This is a genomic window from Candidatus Eisenbacteria bacterium (assembly GCA_013140805.1).
Classification (GTDB): Bacteria; Eisenbacteria; RBG-16-71-46; order RBG-16-71-46; family RBG-16-71-46; genus JABFRW01.
Genome location: JABFRW010000152.1, coordinates 1 through 26,460, shown reverse-complemented (window position 1 = coordinate 26,460; position 26,460 = coordinate 1). Strand labels below are relative to the sequence as shown.

16 protein-coding genes are annotated in these 26,460 nt (G+C 67.0%); 12 read left to right on the top strand and 4 right to left on the bottom strand.

Annotated elements, in window-relative coordinates; all coding sequences use genetic code 11:
* Positions 1-132 precede the first annotated feature (132 nt).
* Positions 133-1,278 (top strand): PilT/PilU family type 4a pilus ATPase, encoded by a 1,146-nt coding sequence (locus HOP12_12035; GenBank protein NOT34884.1) that lies wholly within the window; start codon positions 133-135, stop codon positions 1,276-1,278.
* A 2-nt stretch (positions 1,279-1,280) separates the two neighbouring features.
* Here HOP12_12035 and HOP12_12030 read toward each other — a convergent pair whose 3' ends face one another.
* Positions 1,281-3,431, bottom strand: a complete 2,151-nt coding sequence (locus HOP12_12030; GenBank protein ID NOT34883.1) for a sigma 54-interacting transcriptional regulator — start codon at positions 3,429-3,431, stop codon at positions 1,281-1,283.
* 223 nt (positions 3,432-3,654) lie between these two features.
* Positions 3,655-6,339, bottom strand: a complete 2,685-nt coding sequence (locus HOP12_12025) for a choice-of-anchor B family protein (protein NOT34882.1) — start codon at positions 6,337-6,339, stop codon at positions 3,655-3,657.
* A 74-nt stretch (positions 6,340-6,413) separates the two neighbouring features.
* Here HOP12_12025 and HOP12_12020 point away from each other — a divergent pair, with 74 nt between their 5' ends.
* From HOP12_12020 to HOP12_12010, 3 genes are all read left to right on the top strand, one after another.
* Positions 6,414-7,415, top strand: a complete 1,002-nt coding sequence (locus HOP12_12020) for a hypothetical protein (protein ID NOT34881.1) — start codon at positions 6,414-6,416, stop codon at positions 7,413-7,415.
* 58 nt (positions 7,416-7,473) lie between these two features.
* Positions 7,474-8,496 carry a hypothetical protein gene (locus HOP12_12015; protein NOT34880.1) on the top strand — a complete coding sequence of 341 codons (1,023 nt, stop codon included), beginning with the start codon at positions 7,474-7,476 and terminating at the stop codon, positions 8,494-8,496.
* A gap of 345 nt (positions 8,497-8,841) precedes the next feature.
* Positions 8,842-13,029: a vitamin B12-dependent ribonucleotide reductase gene (locus HOP12_12010; protein NOT34879.1), complete on the top strand. Its 4,188-nt coding sequence runs from the start codon at positions 8,842-8,844 to the stop codon at positions 13,027-13,029.
* Between the two features lie 83 nt (positions 13,030-13,112).
* Here HOP12_12010 and HOP12_12005 read toward each other — a convergent pair whose 3' ends face one another.
* Positions 13,113-13,310 (bottom strand): hypothetical protein, encoded by a 198-nt coding sequence (locus tag HOP12_12005; protein ID NOT34878.1) that lies wholly within the window; start codon positions 13,308-13,310, stop codon positions 13,113-13,115.
* A 141-nt stretch (positions 13,311-13,451) separates the two neighbouring features.
* Positions 13,452-14,117 (bottom strand): hypothetical protein, encoded by a 666-nt coding sequence (locus tag HOP12_12000; protein NOT34877.1) that lies wholly within the window; start codon positions 14,115-14,117, stop codon positions 13,452-13,454.
* A gap of 103 nt (positions 14,118-14,220) precedes the next feature.
* Here HOP12_12000 and HOP12_11995 point away from each other — a divergent pair, with 103 nt between their 5' ends.
* From HOP12_11995 to cax, 8 genes are all read left to right on the top strand, one after another.
* Positions 14,221-16,212, top strand: a complete 1,992-nt coding sequence (locus tag HOP12_11995) for a S9 family peptidase (GenBank protein ID NOT34876.1) — start codon at positions 14,221-14,223, stop codon at positions 16,210-16,212.
* 182 nt (positions 16,213-16,394) lie between these two features.
* Positions 16,395-17,639 (top strand): HlyD family efflux transporter periplasmic adaptor subunit, encoded by a 1,245-nt coding sequence (locus tag HOP12_11990; protein NOT34875.1) that lies wholly within the window; start codon positions 16,395-16,397, stop codon positions 17,637-17,639.
* A gap of 35 nt (positions 17,640-17,674) precedes the next feature.
* Positions 17,675-18,430 (top strand): ABC transporter ATP-binding protein, encoded by a 756-nt coding sequence (locus HOP12_11985; GenBank protein NOT34874.1) that lies wholly within the window; start codon positions 17,675-17,677, stop codon positions 18,428-18,430.
* A complete protein-coding gene (locus HOP12_11980; protein NOT34873.1) occupies positions 18,431-20,845 on the top strand; it encodes an ABC transporter permease in 2,415 nt (804 codons plus the stop codon).
* 55 nt (positions 20,846-20,900) lie between these two features.
* Positions 20,901-21,986, top strand: a complete 1,086-nt coding sequence (locus HOP12_11975; protein ID NOT34872.1) for a tetratricopeptide repeat protein — start codon at positions 20,901-20,903, stop codon at positions 21,984-21,986.
* A 7-nt stretch (positions 21,987-21,993) separates the two neighbouring features.
* Positions 21,994-23,415 (top strand): sigma-54-dependent Fis family transcriptional regulator, encoded by a 1,422-nt coding sequence (locus HOP12_11970; protein ID NOT34871.1) that lies wholly within the window; start codon positions 21,994-21,996, stop codon positions 23,413-23,415.
* Between the two features lie 5 nt (positions 23,416-23,420).
* Positions 23,421-24,761: a PAS domain-containing sensor histidine kinase gene (locus HOP12_11965; GenBank protein ID NOT34870.1), complete on the top strand. Its 1,341-nt coding sequence runs from the start codon at positions 23,421-23,423 to the stop codon at positions 24,759-24,761.
* Between the two features lie 48 nt (positions 24,762-24,809).
* Entirely contained in the window at positions 24,810-25,958 is a 1,149-nt protein-coding gene (gene cax / locus HOP12_11960) for a calcium/proton exchanger (protein NOT34869.1), read from the top strand.
* The last annotated feature ends 502 nt before the right edge of the window (positions 25,959-26,460 follow it).

Genomic DNA, 26,460 nt, shown 5'->3' with positions numbered 1-26,460 from the left:
CATCGGAGCCGCGCCTTCGCGACCCGCCGCGCCACCCGCGCGCCCCGTGGCGCCCGAGCCGGTCAAGAAGCCCGGCCTGTTCTCTCGCTGAACCCAGCGTTCGATTCCGCTCCATCCGACACGGAGGACCCGATGCAACTCGACGATCTGCTGCGCGGCCTCGCCGAACGGAACGGCTCGGATCTGTATCTGACCGCCGACTCGCCGCCGCTCTATCGCGTCGACGGTGCGACCGTTCCGGCGATCCCCCAGTCGCTCGACTCGGGCGAGGTCGAAGCGCTGATCCGTGCCGCGCTGCGACCGGCGGACCTCGAAGAATTCGATCGCACCAGCGAGCTCAACTCGGCGCGCGCCGTGCCGGGCGTTGCGCGCTTCCGGCTGAACGTGTTTCGCCAGCGCGGTGCGGTCGGACTGGTGGCGCGACGCATTCAGTCGGACGTGCCCGACGCGAAGAAGATGGCGCTGCCGGCGGTGCTGTGCGATCTCGTGATGTCGAAACGCGGGCTGATCCTGGTCACCGGAGCGACCGGGTCCGGAAAGTCGACCACGCTCGCCGCACTGATCGATCACCGCAATCAGAACTCGCGCGGCCACATCCTGACGATCGAAGATCCGATCGAGTTCGTACACCCACACAAGGGCTGCATCGTGACGCAGCGCGAACTCGGCGTGGACACCGCTTCGTACGCCGCGGGCCTCAAGAGCGCGCTGCGGCAGGCGCCGGACGTGATCCTGATCGGCGAGATGCGCGATCACGACACCGTCGAGGCGGCGATCCACTTCGCCGAGACCGGGCACCTGGTGCTCGGCACGCTGCACGCGAACAACGCGAATCAAGCGGTCGAACGGGTCATGAACTTCTTCTCAGCAGACACTCACGAAGGGCTCTACGCGCAGCTCGGACTCAACCTGCGCGCGATCGTCTCGCAGCGCCTGGTGCCGCGCGCCAGGGGCGCGGGGCGCGTGGCCGCGATCGAGATCATGGTCAACACGCCGCGGGTCGCCGACCTGATCTCGAAGGGCGAGATCGCGGCGCTCAAGCCCGCGATCGAGCAGAACGCGGGCGACGGGTCGCAGACCTTCGACATGGCGCTGTTCGAGTTGCTGCGCGCCGGCCAGATCACGCTCGACGAGGCGCTGCGTCAGGCCGACAGCGCGAACAATCTGCGCCTGCGCGTCAAGATGCTGGAGGCCGGCGAGCGCGCCGCCACGCTCGCGGGGTCCTCCGCTCCGGCCGAAAGCCCGTTCGCGCTCAAGAAGGACGAAGAGGCGGCGTAGCGTCAGTGCAGCGCTTCGCTCGAAGCCGGAGCCAGTCCGGTGCGCTTCATCGCCTTGTAGAACGCCTGGCGTGAGAGCCCGAGTGCTCGCGCGGCCCGGGTGACCACGCCGTCGTTGCTCTCGAGTGCGCGTTCGAGCGTGCCGCGTTCGGCGGTGAGGCGGATCCCGCGCAACGAACGGTCGTTCGAGTCGTGCTCGATGCCATCGCCATGGGATGCTCCTGCCGAGCCGACCGCCGCGACGTGCGGCTCCAGGTGCTCGACCTCGAGCATTCCGCCGAGTGCACAGGAGCCAGCCGCCAGCCTGAGCAGCATCTCGAGCTGACGAACATTGCCTGGCCACGCGTGCCCTTCGAGCCACTCGACGGCGGATCGGGTGGCGCCGCCGAGACCGCAGCGTTTCGTGATCTCGAGCGCCAGCGGCCCGATCTCGTCGCGACGAAATCGCAGCGGGCGCAGGCTGATGCGATGACCGCTCAGCCGGTAGAACAAGTCGGGCTTGAGCACGCCGGTTTCGAGAAGTTCCTGGATGGCGCGATTGGTGGTCGCGACGAAACGAATCCGCACGTGCCGCGGACGATCTTCGCCGACCCGGCGATACGATCCTTCCTGCACCACCCGCAGGAGCTTGGCCTGAAGTGCGGTCGAGAGTTCCGGAAGCTCGTCGAGTAACAGCGTTCCGCCGTCGGCCTGCGCGAGCAATCCGAGTCGTTCGTGGAATGCGCCGGTGTAAGCACCGCGCGCAGCTCCGAACAGTTCGACGTCGGCGAGGTTCTCGGGCAGCGAGGTGCAATCCACCACCACCAGCGGACTCTTGGCGCGTGGCCCGAGTTCGTGCAGCAGATTTGCGACCAGCTCCTTGCCGGTGCCGGTTTCGCCTTCGATCAGCACCGGCAGGTCGGTCAATGACGCGAGCCGCACCGATTCGACGAGTCGCGTGTCGCAGGTGATGAATGTCCGACCCGAAGCAAGCGCGATGCGATGCTCGACGCGTGACTCCGGCGCGCGCCGCGTCACCGCCGCCGCAGGAGAAACGTGCGGAACCGGCACATCGATCTCTGCGCGCTGCATCGCAGTTTCGAGCTGTCGGCGCTCGAGCGCGAACTGGGTGCGCTCGTGAACGCTGATCGCCTCACGGAACGTGCGGCGCGCTTCGTCGCGAGCTCCGAGCGCGGCCAGAGAAGCGCCCATCAGGCGCAGGCCCGCGGCCCACTCGAGCCGGTCCTCCGCACTGCCGGCGCGCGCCGCCAGACGTGCGGCCTCGAGCGCCTCGCGCAGCTTTCCCTGCAGGAAGAACGTCTCGGCGAGGCTGCGCGCCGAAGTAGAGACCATGTCGCTGTTGCGACCGCCCAGAACCGACCGCTCGAGTACTCCGCGCAGCAGCGCCTCCGCACGCGGCCAGTCGCCACGCGCGCGGCACACCGCGGCGAGCGCTTCGTCGAGCACCAGCCGGATGCGTTCACCGGAATTCGAACCGAGCGAATCCACCGCCTCGTTCATCACACGTTCGGCGCGATCGGGTTCGCCGAGCTCGAGCGCGACGCTGGACTCCGCCACCGCGACGGCCCAGCCCTGATGCACGCCCAGCACGCTCGCGGGCACGCGCCGGCACGTCTGCACGGTCGCGTTCGCGCTGCGAAGATCTCCCGCGTGGAGCTGACCGAGCGCGAGCCCGGTCATGAGCGGCGTCCAGTGCGGGCTGCTTTCGTCGACCAGCTCCAGCGCGCGCTGAAACGTCTCGAGTGCGTGCGAGAGATGTCCCTGCATGCGGTAGATCCGGCCCAGCATCAGCCGGTGGCCCGCCTGCAGGAAGTGTTCAGGGTCGGCGCTCGGGTTATCGGACAGCGCGCGGTGCGTGCAGCGCTCCGCGCGGTGGTACTGGCCGAAGCGCAGGTAGGACTCGCCCAGTAGTGCGCGTGAGATCGAGCGCTCGTGCGAGCTCGGACGCGAGCGACGCAGGGCTCGCAACAAGTGCGGGCGCGAGCGCGGATACTCGCCCGCGTCGTAGAGCACCCAGCCACGATAGATCTCGAACAGGACGCGTTGTTCGCGCGAGGCCGGTGTGTAGGCCTCGAGTTCGGCGAGAAAAACCTGAGGAGGGCAAGTCCGGAATCGTGCGGCGATTCGATCCTGCGCAACGCGGTCGAATGGCACGGGATCGGGGAAGGACATAGCGCTCGCAGGGGATGGCTGCATGGGCCTGGCCTTTCAGCCCGGTGGTGCCGCCGATTGTGCCCATGGCTCGGGCGTCCGGCAAGCGGGATTTGCGATGAACGATCAGGACGGCTGTGAATTGCTGCGCCGCCCGATCAGGCCCCCGCGGTTTCCGAACAGGTCCCTGAACACCGCAACGGTCCCGCAGGTTTCGCCTCGCGACTCACCCGACGCGCGCGAATCGAGTCGTCAACGTGCGCTCGGGCCACCGGGCGCGCACGAAGTAGAGCCCTGCCCCCACCCGTCCGCCGGTCGCGTCGCGGCCGTCCCAGGTGAATCGCTGCCAGCCCTCGAACGACCCGGCGGGGAGGCTCGCAACGTGACGACCCGTGACGTCGAGCACCTCGAGAACCACGCTCGAGCGATGCGGGGCGTAGAGCGCAAACACCGTCTGGCCGGCCGACGGGTTCGGCCACGGCGCGGCGAGCTGGAATTCGCGCGACGAGCCGGCGGGCGTCACGCCGACCGGTGCGAGTGAGGCGTCGTAGGCCGTGACGTCGTCGATCGCGGCTTCGACGGTCGACGCCGTGCCGAGATCCGCGGCCACGAAGCGCACCTTCATCAGGCTCGTCGCCGGCAGGAAGTCGAGCACTCGTACGGTCTCCTCGACCCAGTGATTCTGGAGCCCCGTGAGTGTGCGGACCGGCACGAAGCTACCGCCGTTGTCGTTGCTCAGGCTGACCGCGAGGTAGTCGTTCGAGTCGTAGGGCTGATTGGTGTAGAGCCAGCGCCAGAAGCCGATGGTCGGATCCGCCATGCCGGTCAGGTCGAAGGTCGGCGAAGTCAGCGTGGTGCGGCCGCCGTCGACGTCGGCCTGGTCCGCGGCGCTGGCACTGTTCCCCTGCCCCGTGAACCAGCACAGCGTGCCGGGCGGCGGGGACTTGTCGAGCTCGGGCTGGATGCTGCCGGGCAGCAGATCGCCCTCGGCGCCGTGTCCTTCGTGGTAGAAGCCGCCACCCCCGCCATCACTCTCACCCGCGAGCGAGTTCGAGGGCCGGGGCGCGATCGCGGCCTCCGAATTGGTCGTCGCGTTGGCAGGCGGCGTGGTGCCGGTGCCGAATGGTTCGCCGCGCGTCCACAGTCCGCCGGTCGCGTTGTCGCCGACCGCGTTGAGCGACCAGCCCACCCCGCTCTCGCCGCTCTCCCAGCGCGTGGCGGGACGCAACTGGTACTCCACACCTGACGCCGTCACCGGTCCGATGCTGCGCTCGAGCACGAGCGGAATGTGCCCCGACGCGCGCGCCTCGACACGGTACTGGTCGGACGGAATGAACCCGAAGTCGAACGCTCCAGCGGCGTCGGTGTGATCGTGCAGGGGCGTGTAGGACAGGATCAGCTCGGCTTCTTCGAGCGGGAGCAGCGTGCCGGCGTCACGGATCGAGCCACTGAACGCGACGCTCGGCTTGGCAACGAGCGTGAGGCTCACGACCTGGCTCGTGCCGGCCGTGACCGTGACCGGCACGTCGACCGGGTCGTAGCCGAAGGCGCGCACCTTGACCATATAGCTGCCGGGGTTCGGCGCGAACACGCCGACGCCGTCCATGGCCGTGAGCAGCGAATCGGTCGTATCGAGATAGACCCTGGCGCTCGCGACTCCGCCCACCACGTGCGCATGTCCCTCGCAGGTACAGGCCGCGGGCGCGCAGCAGCAACCGCCCCCGATGCCGAGTCCGCAGGCCACTCCCTTCACTTCGTCCGATTGCAGCTCGACTCTCACCGTGCCGTAGTTGCGATCGACCTGATAGACGTAGAGGCCGGAGTTGCGGTCGCTCGCGATCACCACGCCCGACGGGAAGTACGGGTAGATGCCCCACACGCCGCTGTAGTCGCCTGAGGTTCCGGAGTAACTGTCGGCGTAGGCGAATTCGGCCGGGTGCGCCGGATCGGTCACGTCGAGCACGCGAATCCCCTCGGTGTAGTTCGCGAGGAACAGTTCGTTGCCGTTCACGTGGGCGTTGTGGACGATGCCGTTCTCGTTGCTGGTCTCGGTGTTCACGAGCGTCGGAGCGGCCAGGTTCGAGATGTCGAACACCTTGAGCGGCTGCCGCACCAGCTCGTCGGTCACGTACAGGTAGTTGCCGGTCGCATCGGGCCACGCGTTGTGCGTGAAGGCGCCGGAGTAGGTCCACTGCTTGAGCAGCACCGGGCTCGCCGGATTGGCGATGTCGAAGACGCGCTCGATGCCGGCGTAGATCGACGAGGAGTACAGCAGGTTCCCGATCGGCACGCTGTCGTGCGAGTACATCGTGTCGGGCACTGCGGTCCCATTCGGAAGTGGCGGCCACTTGCCGACCTCGACCGGGGCTTCGGGATTCGCGAGCGACAGGATGCGAATGCCCGCGTTGCCGGTGAGCGAGTTGGTGCCGTTGCAGATCAGCAGGGCGCGCGTGGTGTCGATCGAGACGGTGTGCGAACGGATGAAGTTGGTGACGTAGGATCCGACCAGCACCGGGCTGTCGGGATTGGTCATGCGCACGATCTGCACGCCCTGTCCCGCGCCCGACCCCTCGGTCACGATGTAGATCCAGTTCCGGTACGACTTCATCTCGCGCCACGGCGAGTTCGGCCCCGTGATGAAGCCGACGCTCACCGGCGCGGCGGGATTGGTGATGCGGTAGATCGCCGTTCCGGCATTGGTCCCGATGATCGCGTACTCGCGGCCGTCGCCGTGGACGTAGCCCCAGCACGAGGAGTAGCCGTAGCCGTTGCCGCCCAGCGGATAGTCATTGGCCTGGGCGAGCAGCTGGACGTTTCGCACCTGAAGGACGGCCGACGCGTCACTCGCGAGCAGGCCAAGGGTTGCGGCGGCGGCGAGGATCACGGGGCGCAGCGAAGGTGCGAAGGACATGGCGGATCTCCGGGCTTAGGAAGGGCACTCATCATAGGGCCCCGCGTGCAGCCTCTGCTAGAGTCCCGGCCCTCATGAACTCGACCCCGAATCGATCTTTCCGGGCCGCGATTCCGTGGCTGGTGCTGGCCCTGGCCGCCTTGCCGGCCGGGTGCGGCAAGGAGTCCACCGTGACTCCGGTGCCGGACTGCGCCGGCATCCACCTGCTGGTGCTCGCGAGCGATCGAAATGTGGCGGCGGGCCTGTTCGACGTCTACCTCTATGACCTGGACGCCGGCGGATTTCGGGTGATCGCGCTCAATTCGACCAGCGCCGACGTCAATCCGGCGATCACGCGAGACGGCGGCGCGATCGCGGTCCAGACCCATCGCGCCATCACCGGGCAGGACGTGAGGGTCTACGACCGCTGCACGGCAAGCTTTCTGGATCGCCCGGAGCTGGCGACCGCGTTCGACGAGAGCGACCCGACCTTCAGCGGTAACGCCAACCTGCTCGCGTTCGTGCGCGATACGCTGGGACACGGACGCCTGCGGGTGCTGGATGGGTTGAATCGGCGTTTCGTACCCCTGCCGCTGCTCGACGCCCAGGCGGCGGGGAACAGCTTCGACGACCACGGCCCGACGCTCGATCAGACCGGGCGCTTGATCGCCTTCACCACCAACCGCGGCGGCAACGACGACGTGTGGATCTACGACCGGACCGGCGACAGCGTGCTGACGTTGCCGGAACTCGCGACCGCGGCGGCCGAACTCGAGCCATCCATCACGCCAGACGGACGTTACCTGGCCTTCGCATCGGATCGGGCGGGCGGCGACGGCGGCTTCGACGTCTATCTCTACGACCTGCAGACCCGGGCCATGGTGGCGACCGCGGGGCTCAACTCACCCGCCGACGATCGTCACCCGGCCGTCAATACCGACGCCGGCCTGATCGTGTTCGAGTCGAACCGCACCGGAACCGGCGCTCAGGGCGGCATCGATGTGTGGAACTACAACCGCTCGGGCGGGGTGGTTGCACAAGGTATTCAGCAGTCGAGCGCGGCATCCGACGTGGATCCCGCGCTCGCGTGGCCGTGAGCGCACGGGCACGCGAACTTCGACCGACCCACTCGACCGGCAATCGAAAGAAGACCTCATGGGCAACTCGATGCGAATGAAGTGTCTCGCCGCACTGCTCGCGGCTGGCCTGATGACATTCACCGGCTGCGCTTCGGACGACGACTCGCCGCTGGCACCCGCGGGTCCCGTCGGCCCCGCGGTGCTGGTCGTCTACGGCTCGAATCGACCGCCGACCGATCCGCTCGGTCAGGACCTGTTCGTGAAGGACCTCTCGTCATCCGAACCCGCGTGGCGGGTCCCGAACGTCAATACCATCAGCGTGGACGGACCGTGCGGCCTGTCGGCCGACGGCAGACTCCTGGCGTTCTTCACCTTCCGCTTCTTCACCGGCAGCATCGGGACGATCGGGCTCTACGACGTCGAGACCGGCTCGATTCGCCTTCCGGTCCAGGTCAGCTCGCTCTTCAACGCGCAAAATCCGGCGCTGAGCGGCGATGGCCACTATCTGGCGGTCCAGGAGCAGGTCGGCGGACCGTTCGAACAGCAGATCGTGCTCGAGGATCTCACCGCCGACACACTGGTGATCCTCCCGAGCATCAACGAGGACCTCGTCGCCAATTTCGATCCGTCGTTGAACGGAGATGGAAGCTTGATCGCATTCGGGTCGAACGGCAGCCGTTCGATCGGTAATTTCGACATCCTGCTCTACTCGGTGCCGGGCGACACGTTCGTTGCGCTGCCGGGACTCAACAGCACGCTCAACGATCTCGCGCCGTCACTCAGCGAGGATGGACGCTACCTGGTGTTTCAGTCGGGACGACTCGGTGGCTCGGGAATCATCGACATCTATCTCTACGATCGCGTCACGTCGTCACTGGTGCCGCTTCCCGGTCTCAACACCGTACTGAGCGAGATCACACCCGCAATCTCGCCCGACGGTCGCTACATCGCATTCACGACCGAATCGGAAGGTGGCGACGACATCGGCTTCTACGACGTCGTGGAACAGAAACGACTGACCGTCGAGGGCGTGAATGATCCGCTGTGGGCGGAAGCACAGGCGACACTCTCACGACGACCGGCGAGGATCGCGAAGTAATCGCAGCGAGTTCGCGTCGCCGACGCGTGACGTTTCCGCGCGCGTACCCACGTCGCGACATCGTCAATCGGGCCTCGCGCGCGTCAAGTGATCTTTGCCCCGCCATTCATCGCGAGAAATTCGCCCTTGCTCGAACATGCGTCACAGGAGTAAAACGCTCGGCACCGTTCGTCACGACCGACTCCTTGCGAGCGAGCGGGAGCACCTTCCTTTCACGCACGCGACAAATGAAGTTCGCAGTGCCGGCCAGCCCGTCGTCAACGAGGCGTGTTTTTCCACCTCCGCGGCGGATTGGCCGTTCGTTCCTGGAAGGGCGAATGGAATCGCGAGGACATGGAGGTCCTGATGGCTATCAGCACCGACGCACCTGCCGCACGCCCCACTGCGAACGCCCCGACCCGTAACGGTCTGCGTGTCGCCCGTCGCTGGACTCAGATCGGCGTCGATCCACTCGACCAGGTCGCCTGGGACCAGCGCCGCACCGTGATCACCAACCCGGACGGGTCGGTGGTGTTTCAGATGGACACGGTCGAGGTGCCGCACGGCTGGTCGCAGCTCGCGACCGACATCGTCGTGAGCAAGTACTTCCGCAAGGCCGGCCTCAAGAACGCCGCGGGTCACGAGACCAGCGTGCGTCAGGTCGTACATCGCATCGCGCACACCATTCGCGTGTGGGGCGAGCGTCAGGGCGGGTACTTCGCAAGCGCGGCCGATGCCGAGGCATTCGAGGCCGAGCTCAAGTACATGCTGGTGCACCAGATCGGCGCGTTCAATTCCCCGGTGTGGTTCAACTGCGGCCTCCATCACGAGTACGGGATCGAGGGCTCGGGCGGAAACTTCTTCTGGGACGAGGCGTCGGCTCAGGTCGGCACGACCGCCGACTCTTATTCGCGCCCCCAGGTTTCAGCGTGTTTCATCCAGAGCATCGGCGACGACCTCATGTCGATCTTCGAGCTCGCACGCAATGAAGCGCGGGTGTTCAAGTACGGATCCGGTACGGGCACCAACTTCTCCAAGCTGCGCGGCCGCATGGAGAAGCTGTCGGGCGGCGGCACGTCTTCGGGCCTCATGTCGTTCCTCGAGGTTCTCGATCGTGGCGCCGGTGCCACCAAGTCGGGTGGAACAACGCGTCGCGCCGCCAAGATGGTGGTGCTCGACGTCGATCACCCCGAGATCCTCGACTTCGTGCGCTGGAAGGTTCGCGAGGAGAAGAAGGTCGCCGCGCTGGTGGCCGCGGGCTACCCGTCCGATTTCAACGGCGAGGCCTACGCCACCGTTTCGGGTCAGAACTCGAACAACTCGGTGCGAGTCCCCGACCGCTTCATGAAGGCGGTGCAGACCGACGGCGAGTGGCAGACCACGTTCCGCACCACCGGCCAGGTCCACGAGACCCACAAGGCGCGCGAAGTGTGGCGCGAGATCTCGGAGTCCGCGTGGGCGTGCGCCGATCCCGGCGTGCAGTACGACGACACGATCCAGAACTGGCACACCTGCAAGGCAACCGACCGGATTAATGCGACGAACCCGTGTGTCACGGGCGACACGCTCATCGCGACCTCGGAAGGTTGGCAGCGGATTGACTCGCTGGTCGGGAAGACCCCTCAAGTGATTGGGGACGATGGAGAGCTTCACCCTGCTGCGAAGGTGTGGAAGACGGGCACCAAGCCGGTCTTCCTGCTCCGTACCGAGGCCGGTCTGGAGTTGCGCCTCACGGGCGACCATCGAGTGCTGACTGCCAACCGCGGCGATGTCGCCGTGCGCGAGCTCTTGAGCAACGACATGCTCCGCGTTTCAGGTGCGGGCTTCGGCGATCTCAAGGTCAAACACGAACTCGCTTACGAATTGGGCCGTGCAATCGCACTTCGTTGTGAGCGAGCCGAAGCCCTGGTCGGAGCAGCCGTTGGGAGCAACGGACACGGAGCCGAGTCCGTTGATGGCCTTCCTGGTGTCACTCAGGAAGAGCTTGACGGCGCCATTCGGGACTATCTGTTGCTCGACGCAGAAGGACGGGCGTGCGGACTCACTCCGAGGGTCAATCAGTTCGACCGCGAGAGTGTGGTCAACTTGCTTCGCGGGTTGTTCTCTCTGGATCCAGCCAATTTCGATTTGAGGCGCGGCTTCCGGGCCGAGCGGCGCGAGCTATTGAGTCAGGTGCAGCTGCTCCTGTTGAACTTCGGGGTTTTGACTTCCGTTAACGAGGACTTCGAGGCCGAGACCGCTGACGGTGCGATCGTCTTCAGGCGCCGCAATGGATCGCGCCTGAGCGTGAGCCGGAATTCGAAGAACTGGTATTCGGGGATTCCCTTCCTTCACCAGATCAAGCCGAGAGACGAGCAACCGGAGAGTGGCGCCACTTTCGGCAACACGATTCCGTTGCCTCGCCTCAGCGTCTGGAGCGACCAGCTGGCGAGCATCGAACCCCTCGGTGAGGAAGACGTCTTCGATCTCACCGAACCGGCCACGAGTCACTTCGTTGCCAACGGCATCGTGGTTCACAACTGCTCCGAATTCGTGTTCCTGGACGACACTGCCTGCAATCTGGCTTCGATCAACCTCATGAAGTTCCTGCAGGCCGACGGCGGCTTCGACGTCGAGAGCTACCGCCACGCGAACCGTGTGTTCTTCCTCGCACAGGAGATCCTGGTCGGGTTCGCTTCGTACCCGACCGAGCGGATCGCGCAGCGCTCGCATGAATACCGGCCGCTCGGACTGGGTTACGCGAACCTCGGCACCCTGCTCATGATGCAGGGCCTGCCCTACGACAGCGATGCCGCACGGGCGTGGGCCAGCTCCATCACTGCGCTCATGACCGGCGAGGCCTACGCCATGTCGGCCGAAATGGCTGCCAGCGTCGGGCCTTTCACCGGCTACGAGCCGAATCGCGACAGCATGCTCGCCGTCATGCACATGCACCGCGACGCGGCGCGCGCGATCGACGCGAATCTGCCGCCCAGAAACTTGCGCGACAGCGCGATCGAGAGCTGGGACCGCGCGGTGACGCTCGGGACACAGCACGGTTACCGGAATTCGCAGGCGACGGTGCTGGCTCCGACCGGCACGATCGGGCTGCTGATGGATTGCGACACCACCGGTGTCGAGCCCGACTTCGCACTGGTCAAGTTCAAGAAGCTCGCCGGTGGCGGCTACTTCAAGATCGTCAACCAGTCGGTGCCGGAGGCGCTGCGGCGGCTCGGCTACGACCACGGTGCGATCGAACGCATCGTGAAGTACGCGATCGGCACCGGGACCTTCGAGGGTGCTCCGCACATCAATCACGAGACCCTGACCACCAAGGGGCTCACCGACTCCGAAATCGCCCGCCTCGAGCAGGCGCTCCCGAACGTGCTCGACGTGCGCTTCGCGTTCGTCCGCGGCCAGCTCACCGACGACACGCTCTCGCGGCTCGGTGTGAGCCAGCAGGAGCGCAGTCGTGCCGGTTGGAATGCGCTCGGCTACCTCGGCTTCACCGATGCGCAGATCGATGCTGCGAATGCCGTGATCTGCGGCTCGCAGTGCGTCGAAGGCGCCCCGGGCCTGCGGCCGGAGCACCTCCCGGTATTCGACTGCGCGAATCGCTGCGGCCCGGCCGGAACGCGCTACATCGAGCCGATGGGACACGTTCGCATGATGGCGGCCGCGCAGCCGTTCATCTCGGGAGCGATCAGCAAGACCGTCAACCTTCCGCACGACGCCGGCGTCGAAGACGTGCAGCGCATCTACGACGAGGGCTGGAAGCTCGGGCTCAAGGCGATCGCGCTCTACCGCGACGGCTGCAAGCTCAGCCAGCCGCTGGCGACCGGCCGCAAAGCCACGGACAGTGCGAGCGACACCGCCAAGATGAGTCGCGAGGGCATCGAAGATCCGAGTGCCGCGCCACCCAAGCTGCGCCGGCGCCGGTTGCCCAAGCGCCGCCACGGCTTCACCCAGGAGGCGCGCATCGCCGGGCACAAGGTGTTCGTGCGCACCGGCGAGTACGAAGACGGAACGCTTGGCGAGATCTTCATCGACATGCACAAAGAGGGCGCAGCGTTTCGCAGCATGATGAATTGCTTCGCCATCTCGGTGTCGATGGGACTGCAGTACGGCGTGCCGCTCGAGGACCTGGTCGATCAGTTCGTCTTCACACGCTTCGAACCGCAGGGGCGCGTCGAGGGCCACGACAATCTCAAGGCCAGCACCAGCGTGATCGACTACGTGTTCCGGGTGCTCGGCATCGAGTACTGCAACCGCTACGACCTGGCGCACATCGTGACCGAGAACATGCAGGGACAGCCGAAGGGACAGGGGCATCCGCCGGTCGGACGCGAACACCAGATCGACGGACTGCTGCACGAAGACACGTCGATGTCCATGATGCCGAGCTCGGCAGGCGAGAATCGCATCAGCAGGGCGGTCTCGAGCAATTCGATCGAGGCGCAGACCAGCAAGTTCTCGGGCGACGCACCGCTGTGCAATCTGTGCGGACACATCACGCTTCGCAACGGCACCTGCTACAAGTGCCTCAACTGCGGGAACTCGCTCGGATGTTCGTGAGCCGTCGCTGAACGACACCGTTTCGCAGTCACCGTGAGTCGCAAGCAGAAGGGCGGGGCCACTCGGTCCCGCCCTCTCGCTTTCTAGGTCCCTGCCTTCTTCTGCCGAGTGTGCTCGAACACACGGTACTTGCCGTCGTCCTCGTCGATCTCGCGTTTGGCGTTCGGAAGTTTGGTCTCGTACCAGGCGAGCACCTGCTCCCGGGAGGCCCTGGTCTCGCACCACCAGTTCATGCCGTAGCTGTAGGAGTCGGCTTCATCGCCCCAGCTCTCGGAACCCATCGCATCCTTGATCTCGGTGCCGGGGTAGAGCGGAATCGTGGTCGCGTAGACGGCGTACTGAGCGGCCTCCGCGCTCCAGCGCGCGGACTGCAGCGCGCAACCGATCGGCCGACGCCGCTCGAGACTGAAGGGATCCGAGAGCTAGTGGCGACGGGCTGCGACCGCCGGCTCGAGCTCGACCAGAAACAGATGCTCGCGATTGTGCGACGCGTTGGGTGTTCCGACTTTGCGCCCCTTGCCGTCGTAGATCCAGATCTGGTGCCCGATGTAGGAGCGATGTTCGATCGCGCGCTCGGTTACGCGCAGCCCGCACGGACGGGGCGCTCGCGGAGCCCACAGTTTCAGATACGCCATCTGGACACAGGTGGTCGAGTCCACGCGGTCGTCGGCTTCGAGCAGGCCGGTCAGCGCGACCGCCTCGAGTGCGGGTTCCAGCGCGAGCCACGCGATGCGCTCACGAATCGCCTCGATGCGTGCATCGTTTTCGGGCCTGAAGAACCGCGAGCGCACGCAGTAGGTGTCGGTGAACCAGCCGGCCGACCCCGGAAGCGTGTCGAGCTCCGAGATGACGCGCTCGGCGGACGCAAGCCGGCGCCGGGAATCCACACCGGCATAACAACGCGCGAGCGTGGCCGCGTAAGCATTGTGGTCGTTTGCGTGAACGCGGTACCGTGCCCGCTTGAATGTCTGCGCGACGCGCGAAGTCCCAGAAAACAGATCCAGCACCGAGGAGACGTCGGGGAGCGGGCGCACGGTTGCGAGGATGTGCGGCAGCAGCACCCGCTTCGACCCCAAATACTTGATCAACACGCCTCCGCCAAGCGGTCTTTGAATCGGGCATGCGGACCACAGCATGCACAAACATGAATTCCAGAGAGACAATATGAATCCATTTGCGACTCGAATCTCGTTGTCGACACTGATACTCACCTCGTCACTTCTGGCGATTGTTGTCACGTCGCTCGATGCGGCGACTCCGCCTCCGCTGATTCCACGCAGCGTGTTGTTCGCGAATCCCCGCGTGAACGATCCGGTGCTCTCGCCGGACGGACTGCGCCTTGCGTGGTGCGAGGCCGATGCGCAAGGACGACTGCGCCCACGCGTCGTGACGCTCGGCGCACGCGACACCGTTTCGTATCTCGAAACCGAGCGCGCCGACGTGCAGGCGGTGGAATGGGCAGGCGACGGGCGCCACCTGCTCTATCGGCTCGATCAGAACGGTGACGAGAACTGGCACCTGTGGGCGCTCGATACCCGCACCGGAAAGACGCGCGATCTGACGCCGTTTCGCGGCGTACGGGCCGAAGACTTCTGGGTGAGCGCAAAGGTACCGAACGAAGTTCTGGTCGGACTCAATCGACGCGATGCGCGACTGTTCGACGTCCATCGCATCGACCTGACCACCGGAAAGATCACACTCGAAGCCACGAACCCCGGCCACGTCGTGAGCTGGGCCGTGGATCGTGATTTCAAGGTGCGCGCGGCGGTCGCGCTCGATCCTCGGACCTCCGACACCATCCTGCTCGGACGCAGCAAGGGCGATACGGCGTGGCGTGCGCTGCAGTCGTGGGCGTTCGCTAACGCGTCGAGTGATCGCTACCAGCGCATTCTCGGCTTTCGCGCCGATGGCGAGGCGATCTACGTGCAGCATCCGATCGCGCGCAACACCACGCGCATCTCCGAGCTGCCGATGCGCGGAATGCGCGAGCGCGAGCTGACCTCGTCGAACCCCGAGGCCGACATCTGGAACATCGCGGACTTCGCCGGCGCCTCGAGCCGCGCCGCGGTGCTGCTCAATCCGCGCACCGGACGCCCCGAAGCGTGGGCCACGTACGCGCTCAAGCCCGAATGGAAGGCGATCGACGCGGCGCTTGCGCCCGATCTCGAAGCGCTCGGCGCTCAGAACGGCGGCGTCTTCCAGGTCGTTTCCCGCGACACCTCCGCTCAGCGCTGGGTGGTCTACTACGAGCGCGACACCGCAGGCGGCCTCTTTGTTCTCTACGAGCGCGCCACCCGCACTTCGACGCCGTTGTTCGTCTCGCGCCCGGAACTCGCGGGGCTCAGCCTCTCGCCGATGCAGGCGCTGCGCATTCCCGCTCGCGACCGCGCCTCGCTGCCGTGCTACCTCACGCTCCCGGTCGGCGAGCCCGCGACCGGGCTTCCGATGGTGGTGCTGGTGCACGGGGGACCGTGGCATCGTGACGAGTGGGTGTTCGACCCGATGGTGCAGTGGCTCGCCAATCGCGGCTACGCCGTGTTGCAGGTGAACTTTCGCGGCTCGACCGGGTTCGGTGTCCAGTGGCTCAATGCCGGGGATCTGCAGCTCGGCCCCGGCCGCATGCTTCAGGACGTGGTCGATGCGGCGCGGTGGGTCGCCCGTGAAGGCATCGCCGATTCGACACGCATGGGGATCATGGGCGGGTCCTACGGCGGCTACGCCACGCTGTCGGCGCTCGCGTTCTTCCCCGGCACCTTCGCGTGCGGCATCGACGAAGTGGGCCCGAGCGACATGAAGACGCTGATCAGCTCGTTCCCGCCCTACTGGGCCGCGCGCAAGCAGCGCTGGCTCAATCGCGTGGGTGACGTGCTCAGTGACTCGACGCTCAACCGGAGCATCTCGCCGCTCTACCACGCCGACGCGATTCGCGCTCCGTTGCTGATCGGGCACGGCGTCAATGACCCGCGCGTGAAGCTCGCCGAGTCGACCGCGATCGTGAAGGCGCTGCGGGCACGCAAGGGCGAGGTCGAGTTCGTGGTGTATCCCGATGAAGGGCACGGCATCGGCAAGCCGGCGAATGCCACCGACTTTGCGGCCCGCATCGAGCGCTTCCTGGCCACGCACCTGAAGGGTCGCGCCGAACCGTGGAAGGACACCCCGGGCACCAGCGCGCAGATCAGGTAGCGCGAGTCGATCGTCCGGTTGTGGGATTCCGCGTCCCGCAATCGGACGAGGCGACGCTCCCCGCTGCCGCGCCCGCTGGCGCGGCCCCGTTGCCGCGCAACACGATAGGCGCGAGCGCGTACTCGGCACGACTCTTCTAATAGAGACGGCCGGGGGCGCATGGCCCCATCAAGGAGCGCGCTCTGGACATTCCTCGCGAAAAAAAGAAGGACCCGCGCAGGCCGTGGTTGATCGCGGCGATCGTCGTGGGTGTGCTGGTCAGCCTGCTCGGGCTCTCGCGACTCGGCCCCGCCTCGCCACAGCTCGAGAAGGCCACGCTGCTGATCGACGTGGTCAAGCGCGGCGAGCTGGTGCGCCGCGTGCACGGCAACGGCACGCTGGTACCCGAGAATCAGCGCTTCGTTTCGGCCCTCACCGCAGGGCGCGTCGAGCAGGTGCTGGCGCGTCCGGGTTCGCCGGTCGAAGCCAGCACCATTCTGATCGAGCTGAGCAATCCCGATGTCCAGCTCGAAGCGCTCGACGCCGAGCGCCAGCTCAAGCTGGCCGAGGCCGAACTGGCGAGCGTGCGCTCGAGTCTCGAGACCGCGAAGCTGATTCAAGAGGGCTCGCTCGCCAGTTCACGCACCGAACTGCGTGAGGCCGAGCGCGCCGTTGCGGTCGCTGAACGACTCGCTCAGGACGGACTCAACTCGACCATGGACGTCGACCGTGCGCGCGATCGTCTCGAAGAGGCGAAGGAGCGCAACACCGGCGAGAAGCGCCGCACGGTGGTGGCGAGCGAGGCGTTCCTGGCGCAGATCGAGCTGCGCAAGGCCGACGTCGAGCGGCTGCGCGCGATCGCTCGCTTTCAGCGCGAGCGGGTCGCGAGCATGCAGGTGCGCGCCGGTGCCTCCGGCACCGTTCAGGAACTGTCGCTCGAGCCCGGGCAGTGGGTGCAGTCCGGCCAGCGGCTTGCGCGCGTCGCCTCGTCGGAGCGCTTGAAGGCGGTGTTGCAGGTGGTCGAGACCCAGGCGCGCGATCTCACGCTCGGGCTGCCGACCACCGTCGATACCCGCGACGGCGTCGTCACCGGCCGCCTGTCGCGCATCGATCCCGGCGCACAGAACGGCTTCGTCAACGTCGACGTCACCCTTTCGGACTCGCTGCCGCGCGGCGCGCGTCCGGACATGAGCGTCGAGGGCACGGTCGAGATCGAAAAACTCGACGACGTGGTCTCGGTCGGCCGCCCGGCGCTGGGCGAGAGCGAGACCACGACGCGGATGTTCAAGTTGTCCGCGGATGGTCACAGCGCGATCCGCGTATCGGTCCGCCTCGGGCGGGCATCCTTCAATGCCGTCGTGATCGAGTCGGGGTTGGTCCCCGGCGATCGCGTGATTCTTTCCGACATGAGCCAGTGGCAGCACGTCGATCGCGTGCGCCTCAAGTGATGACTCCCCGCACCGGAACTTCCGAGGATTACTCCATGACCGTGACCCCGCAGGAACCCGCCGTGAAGCCGATGCCCGCCCGTTCGACCACCGACGCGAGAGCCGCGACCCCGATGCTCCGCATGCAGGGAGTCTCCAAGGTGTTCACAACCGAGGACGTCGAGACGCACGCGCTCTCGGGCGTGCACCTCGAGGTGAAGCGTGGCGAATTCCTGTCGATCACCGGCCCGTCGGGATGCGGCAAGTCCACGCTGCTCTCGATCCTCGGACTGCTCGACTCGCCCAGTGGCGGCGAGTACTGGCTCGACTCGCGCGCGGTGCACGCGCTCAGGCCGGTCGACCGCGCGCGGATCCGCAATCGCCAGATCGGTTTCATCTTCCAGAGCTTCAACCTGATCGGCGATCTGACGGTGGCCGAGAACGTCGAGCTGCCGCTCACCTATCGTGGACTGCCCACCGCGGATCGCCGCAAGCGGGTTCAGAACGCGCTCGAACGGGTCGGCATGCTGCATCGCGTCAATCATCTTCCGACCCAGTTGTCGGGCGGGCAGCAGCAGCGCGTGGCCGTGGCACGGGCGCTCGCGGGCGATCCCGCGATCCTGCTCGCCGACGAGCCGACCGGAAACCTCGACTCGACCAACGGCGAGGCGGTCATGGAGCTGATGCGCGAGCTTCACCGCGCCGGCACCACGATCTGCATGGTGACGCACGATTCGCGGTTCGCGCGCTACGCCTCGCGGGCCGTGCATCTGTTCGACGGTCGCGTGGTGAGCGAGAAGGAGGAGCGCTAGATGGACACGTTCCTCCAGGATCTCCGCATCGGCTGGCGCGGCCTCGCGCGCACCCCCGGATTCACGGCCGTCGTGGTGCTGGTCATGGCGCTCGGGATCGGCGCGAATTCGATGGTGTTCGGGATCACGAATTCATTGCTGTTCCGCAAGACCCAGTACTTCGACGAGCAGCGTTCGGTTTCGCTGTATCGCACCATCCCCAAGCAGAACGAACGCCGGAGCGAATGGTCGATGCCCGACTTCCGCGACGTGCGCGAGCGGGTGAAGTCCTACGAAGCGATCGGCGGGTTCACCGGCTGGCAGGCCTACGTAACGCTCGGGCGCGAGCCGGAGCGCTTCGAGGCGGCACTCGTGAGCCCCGGGCTGATGCGCGTGTTCCAGGCTCCGCCGGTGCTCGGCCGCGAGTTCACGACCCTCGAGGAAGAGAAGTCGCGAGCACTCGGTGTGGTGATGATCAGCGAGCGCATGTGGCGCGAGCGCTTCAACTCGGATACCGCGGTGCTCGGCCGCACGCTCAAGGTCAACGGCCGCGTGCGCGAGATCGTCGGCGTGGCCGCGGTGAATTTCCGCTACCCGGACAACTCCGACTTCTTCGTGCCGCTCTACTACGATCCGACGGAGGATTCGCGCGAGGCTGACTACATCGACATCGTCGCGCGGCTCAAGCCCGGCGTCACCATTCCGCAGGCGAATGCCGAGATCGAAGCGATCGCAGCGGACCTCTCGAAGCAGTATCCGCGCCCCGACGCCGTGCTGTCCGCGCGGGTGGCGAGCTTCCGTGAAGAGTTCGTGGACGACGTCGGCCCGATGCTCGCGGTGCTGATGGCGGCGGTCGGATTCGTGCTGCTGATCGCGTGCGCGAACGTGGCGAACCTACTGCTCGCCCGCGGCGCCGGCCGCCAACGCGAGATCGCGCTGCGCTTCGCACTCGGCGCCACCCGCGGCCGCATCGTGCGCCAGCTGCTCACCGAGAGCATCATCGTTTCGCTGCTCGGCGGACTGTTCGGCATCCTGCTCGCCGTGTGGGGTCGCGACCTGGTGCTGTCGTCGATTCCGCTGCCGCTGCCGTTCTGGATGGACTTCTCGACCGATCCGAACACGCTGCTGTTCACGATCGGCGCCTCGATGCTCGCGGCACTGCTCGCGGGCCTCGCGCCGGCGCTGCAGACCTCGCAGGTCGACGTGCACGAGGCGCTCAAGGAAGGCGGCCTGCACGGCACCTCGGGCCGCGGCCGCAGCCGGTTGCGCAGCACGCTGGTGGTGGCCGAGATCGCGCTCGCGCTGGTGCTGCTGACCGGTTCGGGCCTCATGATTCGCAGCTTCCTCAACATGGCGAACCAGCGCAGCTCGGTGAAGACCGAGGGGCTCATGACCGGGCGCTTCACCATGCCGATCGCCGTCTACGCGAGTCAGGAATCCAAGCTCGCGTTCACCGACGGCCTCATGCAGCAGATGCGCGCGCTGCCGGGCGTCGAAGCGGTGAGCGCGATCCAGGCGTTGCCGCTGTCGCGGAATGCGTGGAACCGCAACTTTCGACTCGACGGCGATGCGACCGGCCCCGACGCGCCGCGACGCGTCACCTACTATTCGATCGTGCGCCCCGAGTACTTCAAGACCATGGGCATCGAGATGACGACCGGCCGCGACTTCACGGCACTCGACGATTCGACCACGCAGAAGGTCGCGATCGTGAGCGAGACTGCGGCGCGCACGCTGTGGCCCGGCAAGGATCCGATCGGCCAGCGCTTCAACTGGGGCGCCGAGGACACGACCGGCTGGAAGACCGTGATCGGCGTGGTCAGCGACGTCTACCAGCACATCGAGGGCAAGCGGCCCCCGGTCACGATCTACGTGCCGCACATGCAGGACCCGCAGCAGACGCTCACGCTGGTGGTGAAGCACACCAACCCGCCGGGCGCGATGATCGGCGCAATGCGCCGCACGCTGCTCGCACGCGACGGCGACATGCCGCTCTACGAAACGCGGACCATGGACGAGTCGGTCACGTTCGCGCTGTGGGAGAACCGCCTGTGGGCATCGCTCATGTCGGTGTTCGCGACCCTCGCGCTGGTGATCGCCGCGATCGGCATCTACGGCGTGATGGCCTACAGCGTGGCGCAGCGCACCCAGGAGATCGGAATTCGCATGGCGCTCGGCGCGGTGCGCAAGGACGTGATGGGCATGGTGCTCGGCCAGGCGCTCAAGCTCACGCTGATCGGCGTCGGCATCGGCCTCGCGGGTGCCTACGGCATGACGCGCCTGATGGCGAGCGTTTTGTTCGGCGTCAGTCCGAACGATCCCCCCACGTTCGTCGGAGTCACGTTGATCCTCGCGTTCAGCGCGCTGCTGGCGGCATGGGTTCCGGCCGATCGAGCCACCCGCGTGGATCCGATGGTGGCACTTCGTTCCGAGTAAATCGACGTCACTTCACTTCGCGAGCGCTCCCCGCGCAGCCGGATTCGGAGGATTCATGCGGAACGTGTCGCGCTTCTTCGCTGCATCGTTGCTGATCGTGTGTGCCGCGGTGGCGTCTCCCCAGGGCGCTGCCGCGGATGAGATCGATCGACTGATCGAGCAGGGCCGTTACCGGCTCGCTCGCACCCGCCTTGAAGCCGTGGTTGCGGCGCGTCCAAACGACGCGCGCGAGCAGGCACGACTGGCCGGGTTGCTGCAGCAGTTCGGCGAACTCGACCGCGCGGCCGCGGCCGGCGAGAAAGCCGTCGCGCTCGCACCGAACGACGCGCAGGCACACTGGGCGCTCGCCTCGGTGCTCGGCGAAAAGGCACAGAAGGCCGGCACGCTGCAGCAGCTCGGACTCGCGCGACGCTTCAAGAAAGAGGCGGAACGAGCGGCGGAACTCGACCCCAAACACTTCGACTCGCGCATCGGGCTGATGGTGTTCCACCTCGAAGCGCCGGGCATCGTGGGCGGCGACAAGAAACAGGCGAAAGCGTTGCGCGACCAGATCGTCGCACTCGACCCCGCGCGCGCGTGGCAGGCACGCTCGCGCTTCGCGGCGGAGAGCCGCGACACCCACGCGCTCGCCGCGATCTATCGCGAGGCGGTCAAGCAGAACCCGCGCGACTATTCGGCGCACATCACGCTGGCGTCCTACCTGTCACCGCCGTGGCGCTCGGAACGCGGCGAGACCGAACGAGTCGCCCGCGAAGCACTAGCGATCGACCCCGAGCGCAGTGCCGCCTACGCATTGCTCGCCCAGGTGCTCGCGAACCAGAAGCGCTGGGACGAGCTCGATGCGCTGCTGGCCGAGGCCGCGGCGAAGTTTCCGGACGGTCGCGGGCCCCAGTACCAGGCTGCGCGCGTCACGCTGCAGTTCGACGCCGAGGCCGCGCGCTCCGAGAAGTGGCTGCGCTACTACCTGGCCGTTCCGCCCGAACCCGGCAGCCCCACGCACGCGGCCGCGCGCTGGCGGCTCGCCCAGGCAATCGAGAAGCAGGGGCGACGCGACGAAGCAATCGCCGAGTTGAAGGCCGCCGTGGCACTCGATCCCAAGTTCGAGCCCGCGCGGAAGGAATTAAAGCGGCTCAAGTCGTAGCGCCGCCATGGAACCGCGTTGGCGACCCGGGACACACGCGGCTAGTCTCCGCGCCGTGACCGCATCCGAAGCGAAGCCCGCGCGCGTCCTGATCGCCGACGACGACCCCGACGTCCTCGCCGCGTTGCGCCTGCTGCTGCGCGGCGAGGGCTTCGAGGTGTTCGCCGTCACCTCACCCGCAGCGGTCATCGAAGCGGTCGAGAGCGCCGACTTTGACGCCGCCCTCGTGGACTTGAACTACGCGCGCGACACCACCTCGGGGCGCGAAGGCATCGAGCTGGTGACGCGCCTGCGCTCGCACGACCCGACGCTGCCGGTGATCGTGATGACCGCGTGGGGCAGCGTCGAAGGTGCCGTCGCGGCGGTGCGCGGTGGCGCTCGCGACTACGTGCAGAAGCCGTGGGACAACGGGCGGCTGCTTGCCACGCTGCGCACCCAGATCGAGCTGGCGCAGGCACTGCGCCATGGTCGGCGGCTCGAGATCGAGAACCGCCTGCTGCGCCGCGACGACGCACCGCCCATGATCGCCGAATCGGCCGCCATGCAGCCGGTGCTCGACCTGATCGCGCGCGTCGGGCCGAGCGACGCGAACGTGCTGGTGACCGGCGAACACGGCACCGGCAAGGAGCTGGTCGCGCGCATCCTGCACACCGCCTCGCCGCGCGCCGCGCGCGCGATGGTGACCATCAACGTGGGCGGGCTCTCGGAGGGCGTATTCGAAAGCGAGCTGTTCGGGCACGAGCGCGGCGCCTTTACCGGCGCGCGTGCCGAGCGCGTGGGGCGCTTCGAGCTGGCCGACGGCGGCACCCTGTTCCTGGACGAGATCGCGAACGTGCCGCTCACGCAGCAGGCTAAGCTCCTGCGCGTGCTGCAGACCGGTGAGTTCGAGCGCGTCGGCTCCTCGCGCACGCGTCGCACGTCGGTGCGCCTGGTGTCCGCGACCAATGCCGATCTTCGCACCGAGGTCGAAGCCGGGCGATTCCGCGAGGACCTGCGGTTTCGCATCAACACAGTCGAAATCCACCTGCCGCCGCTACGCGATCGCCGCGACGACATTCCGCTGCTCGCCGCGTCGTTCCTGGAACGCCACGCGCAGCGTTACGGCAAGAAGCTGGTGGGATTCGAAACCGAAGCGGTGCGCGCGCTGCTCGCGCACCCGTGGCCCGGCAACGTGCGCGAACTCGATCACTCGATCGAGCGCGCGGTGCTGCTGGCCCGCGGCGACGAGGTGCGCGTCGATGAGCTGGGCCTGGGTCCGGTGCCGGCCGGCGGGCCGCAGGCCCTCGAGCAGCTGACGCTCGACGAAGTCGAGCGCGAATTGATCCGCCGCGCGCTCAAGCGCTGCGACGGCAACGTCAGCGAAGCCGCGCGCGCGCTCGGACTCTCGCGCAGCGCGCTCTACCGGCGTCTCGAACGTCACGGGCTGTGACGCCGATGGCGCGCCGGCCGCCTCACGAGAACCAGATCGCCTGGCTGTCGCTCGCGACCGGCGCCCCCGCGCTGCTGCTGGCGATGCTGTTCACATGGTCGTCTCACCTGACCGGACACGCCAAGTTCACGCTCACTCTGCTGTGCGCGATTGGATGGCTCGGCGGAGCACTGTGGTTGCGTGCGCGCGTGATGCGCCCGCTCCAGACCCTTTCGAATCTCATGGCCGCGCTCCGCGAAGGCGACTATTCGATTCGCGCGCGCGGCGCCGAGCCCGATTCACCGCTGGGGCTCGCGTTCTTCGAAGTGAACGCGCTCGCCGATTCGCTCCGCGGCCAGCGCCTCGATGCACTCGAAGCCGTCGCACTGCTGCGCCACGTGATGGAAGACCTCGAAGTCGCGATCTTCGGCTTCGATCCCGACCGGCGACTGCGCCTCATCAATGCCGGCGGTGAAGCGCTGCTCGCGCTACCGGCCGAACGAGCGCTCGGGTCCGACGCGGGGTCCCTCGGCCTTGCTCAGGCTCTCGAGGGCGAGACGCCTCGGCTCACCGACTGGTCGCTCGCGGGTCGCAGCGGGCGCTGGGAACTGCGGCGCGGCGCCTACCGCTGGGAAGGTCGACCGCATCAACTGGTCGTGCTCTCGGACCTCACGCGCACACTGCGCGAAGAAGAGCGCGACGCGTGGCAGCGGCTGATCCGGGTGCTGAGCCACGAGATCAACAACTCGCTCGCGCCCATTCAATCGATCGCGGGGAGCCTCGGCAGTCGCCTCGCGCGCACCGATACCTCGGCCGCCGATCCGGCGATCGTCGCGGACTTCACCGAAGGCCTCGGTGTGATCGAGGCACGCGCGGGCGCCCTTGGGCGCTTCATCCAGGCCTACGCGACGCTCGCGCGGCTGCCACAACCGTCTCCGCGTCGCATCGACGTGCCCGCCTGGGTGCGGCGCGTGACTGCGATCGAGACGCGCGTGCTGGTCGAAGTGACCGGCGGGCCCGAGCTGACGCTGAGCGCCGACCCGGACCAGCTCGATGCGCTGCTCATCAATCTGGTGCGAAATGCGGCCGATGCCGCGCTCGAAACGAGTGGCGGTGTGCGCGTGGCGTGGCGCGCAAGCAACGGCACGTTCGAGCTGACCGTCGAGGACGACGGCCCCGGGCTGCCGAACCCGAGCAATCTGTTCGTGCCGTTCTTCACCACCAAGCCCGAGGGCTCGGGAATCGGACTGTCGCTGTGTCGCCAGATCGTCGAAGCGCACGGCGGCATGATCGCGCTGGCCAACCGCCCCGGCGCGCGCGGAGCGGTCGCAACCGTGCGACTGCCGTCGGGCGTGCTCGCGGAGTAGCGAGCCCGCGTTTGCCATGCGCGAGACGCTGCGGCACATTGCGCCGCCATGACCCGAGCCACCGCCGCACCTCGCCCCCGCGGCCTCGCCGCACTCTTCGCCCCGAATCGCCTGCTTCAGTGGCTGCTCGTGTTCGTGCCGCTCGCGGTACTCGCCGAGTGGCTCCACTGGGGCCCGATCATGGTGTTCAGCTTCGCGTGCGTGGCAATCATTCCGCTCGCCGGGCTGATGGGCGAAGCCACCGAGCAGCTCTCGGCGCGACTCGGCGCCGGCATCGGCGGGCTGTTGAACGCCACGTTCGGCAATGCCGCCGAGCTGATCATCGCGCTGGTGGCGCTGCACCGCGGGCTCTACGACGTGGTCAAGGCGAGCCTCACGGGCTCGATCATCGGCAACATCCTGCTGGTGCTCGGCGCCTCGCTGATCGCGGGCGGCCTCAAGCGCGAACGCCAGCACTTCGATCGCTCGGCCGCGGCCGCCGGCTCCACCTTGCTGGCGCTCGCCGCGATCGGACTCGTGGTGCCCGCGGTGTTCCACTTCGCGGCCGAGACCGCGGTCGCCGAGCGACGGCTCACGACGCTCAAGGAAGTCGCGATCGAGCGCAGCCTGTCGCTCGAGATCTCGATCGTGCTGTTCATCGTCTACGTGTTGAGCCTGGTGTTCAGCCTGCGCACCCACAAGCACCTCTACGCGGGCCAGCCTCACGCCGAGGCGCACGAAGAGCCCGCCCCCGGCAGCAAGCCGACCCGTGCGGTGGTGACACTGCTGCTCGCGACCGCGGTGATCGCGTGGATGAGCGAGCTGCTGGTCGGTGCCGTGGAAGCGGCGGCGCATGTGATGGGGCTGACCGAAGTGTTCGTCGGCGTGATCGTTGTCGCCATCATCGGCAATGCCGCCGAGCACTCGACCGCCATTCTCGTGGCCGCCAAGAACAAGATGGACCTGGCGCTCAACATCGCGATCGGCTCGAGCATTCAGATCGCGCTGTTCGTGGCCCCGCTGCTGGTGTTCGTCTCGTACTTCATGCCGCACGGCCCGATGGACCTGCGCTTCACGTTGTTCGAGGTGCTGGCGGTGGCGGTGGCCGTCGCGGTCGTGAACATGGTCGCGCAGGACGGCGAATCGAACTGGCTCGAAGGCGCGTTGATGCTGGCGGTGTACGCGGTGCTGGCGATCGCGTTTTTCTTTCTGCCGTAGGGCACGCGAACAGCCGCAAGCCGGCCCCTGCGCGCCACACCCAGCCAAGGAACATGGGCATCTCGGGCGTGCGCTGTGACCGTAGGCCCCACGCTGGACTGTCGTCACATCCGACGGTTCCCCCGACCGTAAGGCACGCTCACTTCACGCGGGCGACAACACCCTAGTAGAACGGGGCCAGACGCGTGCAGGCCCGAGAATTGCCATGTTGACGCCGACTGAGACTCGGAGGCTCGAATGCTTCTACTCGTCGTCGTTGCGTCACTGGTCGTAGGCGTTGGGCTCTGGGAGATGCCCTACAGTTTCTACATGCTTCTGAGAACTACTCTGTGCTTGACGAGCGTGGTTGGGTTCATCGCCGCGCGTCGCATGTCAGTCGATAGTGCAACGCGCTTTCTGTAATTTCACAGGTTCCTACCTGTCGCTCTCTGCGTTGATGTAGGTCCGTTCGGTTTCCCACTCGTCACTGGCTTCGGCGAGGATGGCGGTGACGAGTCTCAGC

Excerpts from the sequence above, each read along its gene's own strand:
- HOP12_12035 (NOT34884.1), top strand. The coding sequence starts at position 133 with ATGCAACTCGACGATCTGCTGCGCGGCCTCGCCGAACGGAACGGCTCG.
- HOP12_11985 (NOT34874.1), top strand. The coding sequence starts at position 17,675 with ATGACCGTGACCCCGCAGGAACCCGCCGTGAAGCCGATGCCCGCCCGT.
- HOP12_12015 (NOT34880.1), top strand. The coding sequence starts at position 7,474 with ATGGGCAACTCGATGCGAATGAAGTGTCTCGCCGCACTGCTCGCGGCT.
- HOP12_12005 (NOT34878.1), bottom strand. The coding sequence starts at position 13,310 with ATGGGTTCCGAGAGCTGGGGCGATGAAGCCGACTCCTACAGCTACGGC.
- HOP12_11965 (NOT34870.1), top strand. The coding sequence starts at position 23,421 with ATGGCGCGCCGGCCGCCTCACGAGAACCAGATCGCCTGGCTGTCGCTC.
- HOP12_11975 (NOT34872.1), top strand. The coding sequence starts at position 20,901 with ATGCGGAACGTGTCGCGCTTCTTCGCTGCATCGTTGCTGATCGTGTGT.
- HOP12_11980 (NOT34873.1), top strand. The coding sequence starts at position 18,431 with ATGGACACGTTCCTCCAGGATCTCCGCATCGGCTGGCGCGGCCTCGCG.
- cax (NOT34869.1), top strand. The coding sequence starts at position 24,810 with ATGACCCGAGCCACCGCCGCACCTCGCCCCCGCGGCCTCGCCGCACTC.
- HOP12_12010 (NOT34879.1), top strand. The coding sequence starts at position 8,842 with ATGGCTATCAGCACCGACGCACCTGCCGCACGCCCCACTGCGAACGCC.
- HOP12_11970 (NOT34871.1), top strand. The coding sequence starts at position 21,994 with ATGGAACCGCGTTGGCGACCCGGGACACACGCGGCTAGTCTCCGCGCC.
- HOP12_12020 (NOT34881.1), top strand. The coding sequence starts at position 6,414 with ATGAACTCGACCCCGAATCGATCTTTCCGGGCCGCGATTCCGTGGCTG.
- HOP12_12025 (NOT34882.1), bottom strand. The coding sequence starts at position 6,339 with ATGTCCTTCGCACCTTCGCTGCGCCCCGTGATCCTCGCCGCCGCCGCA.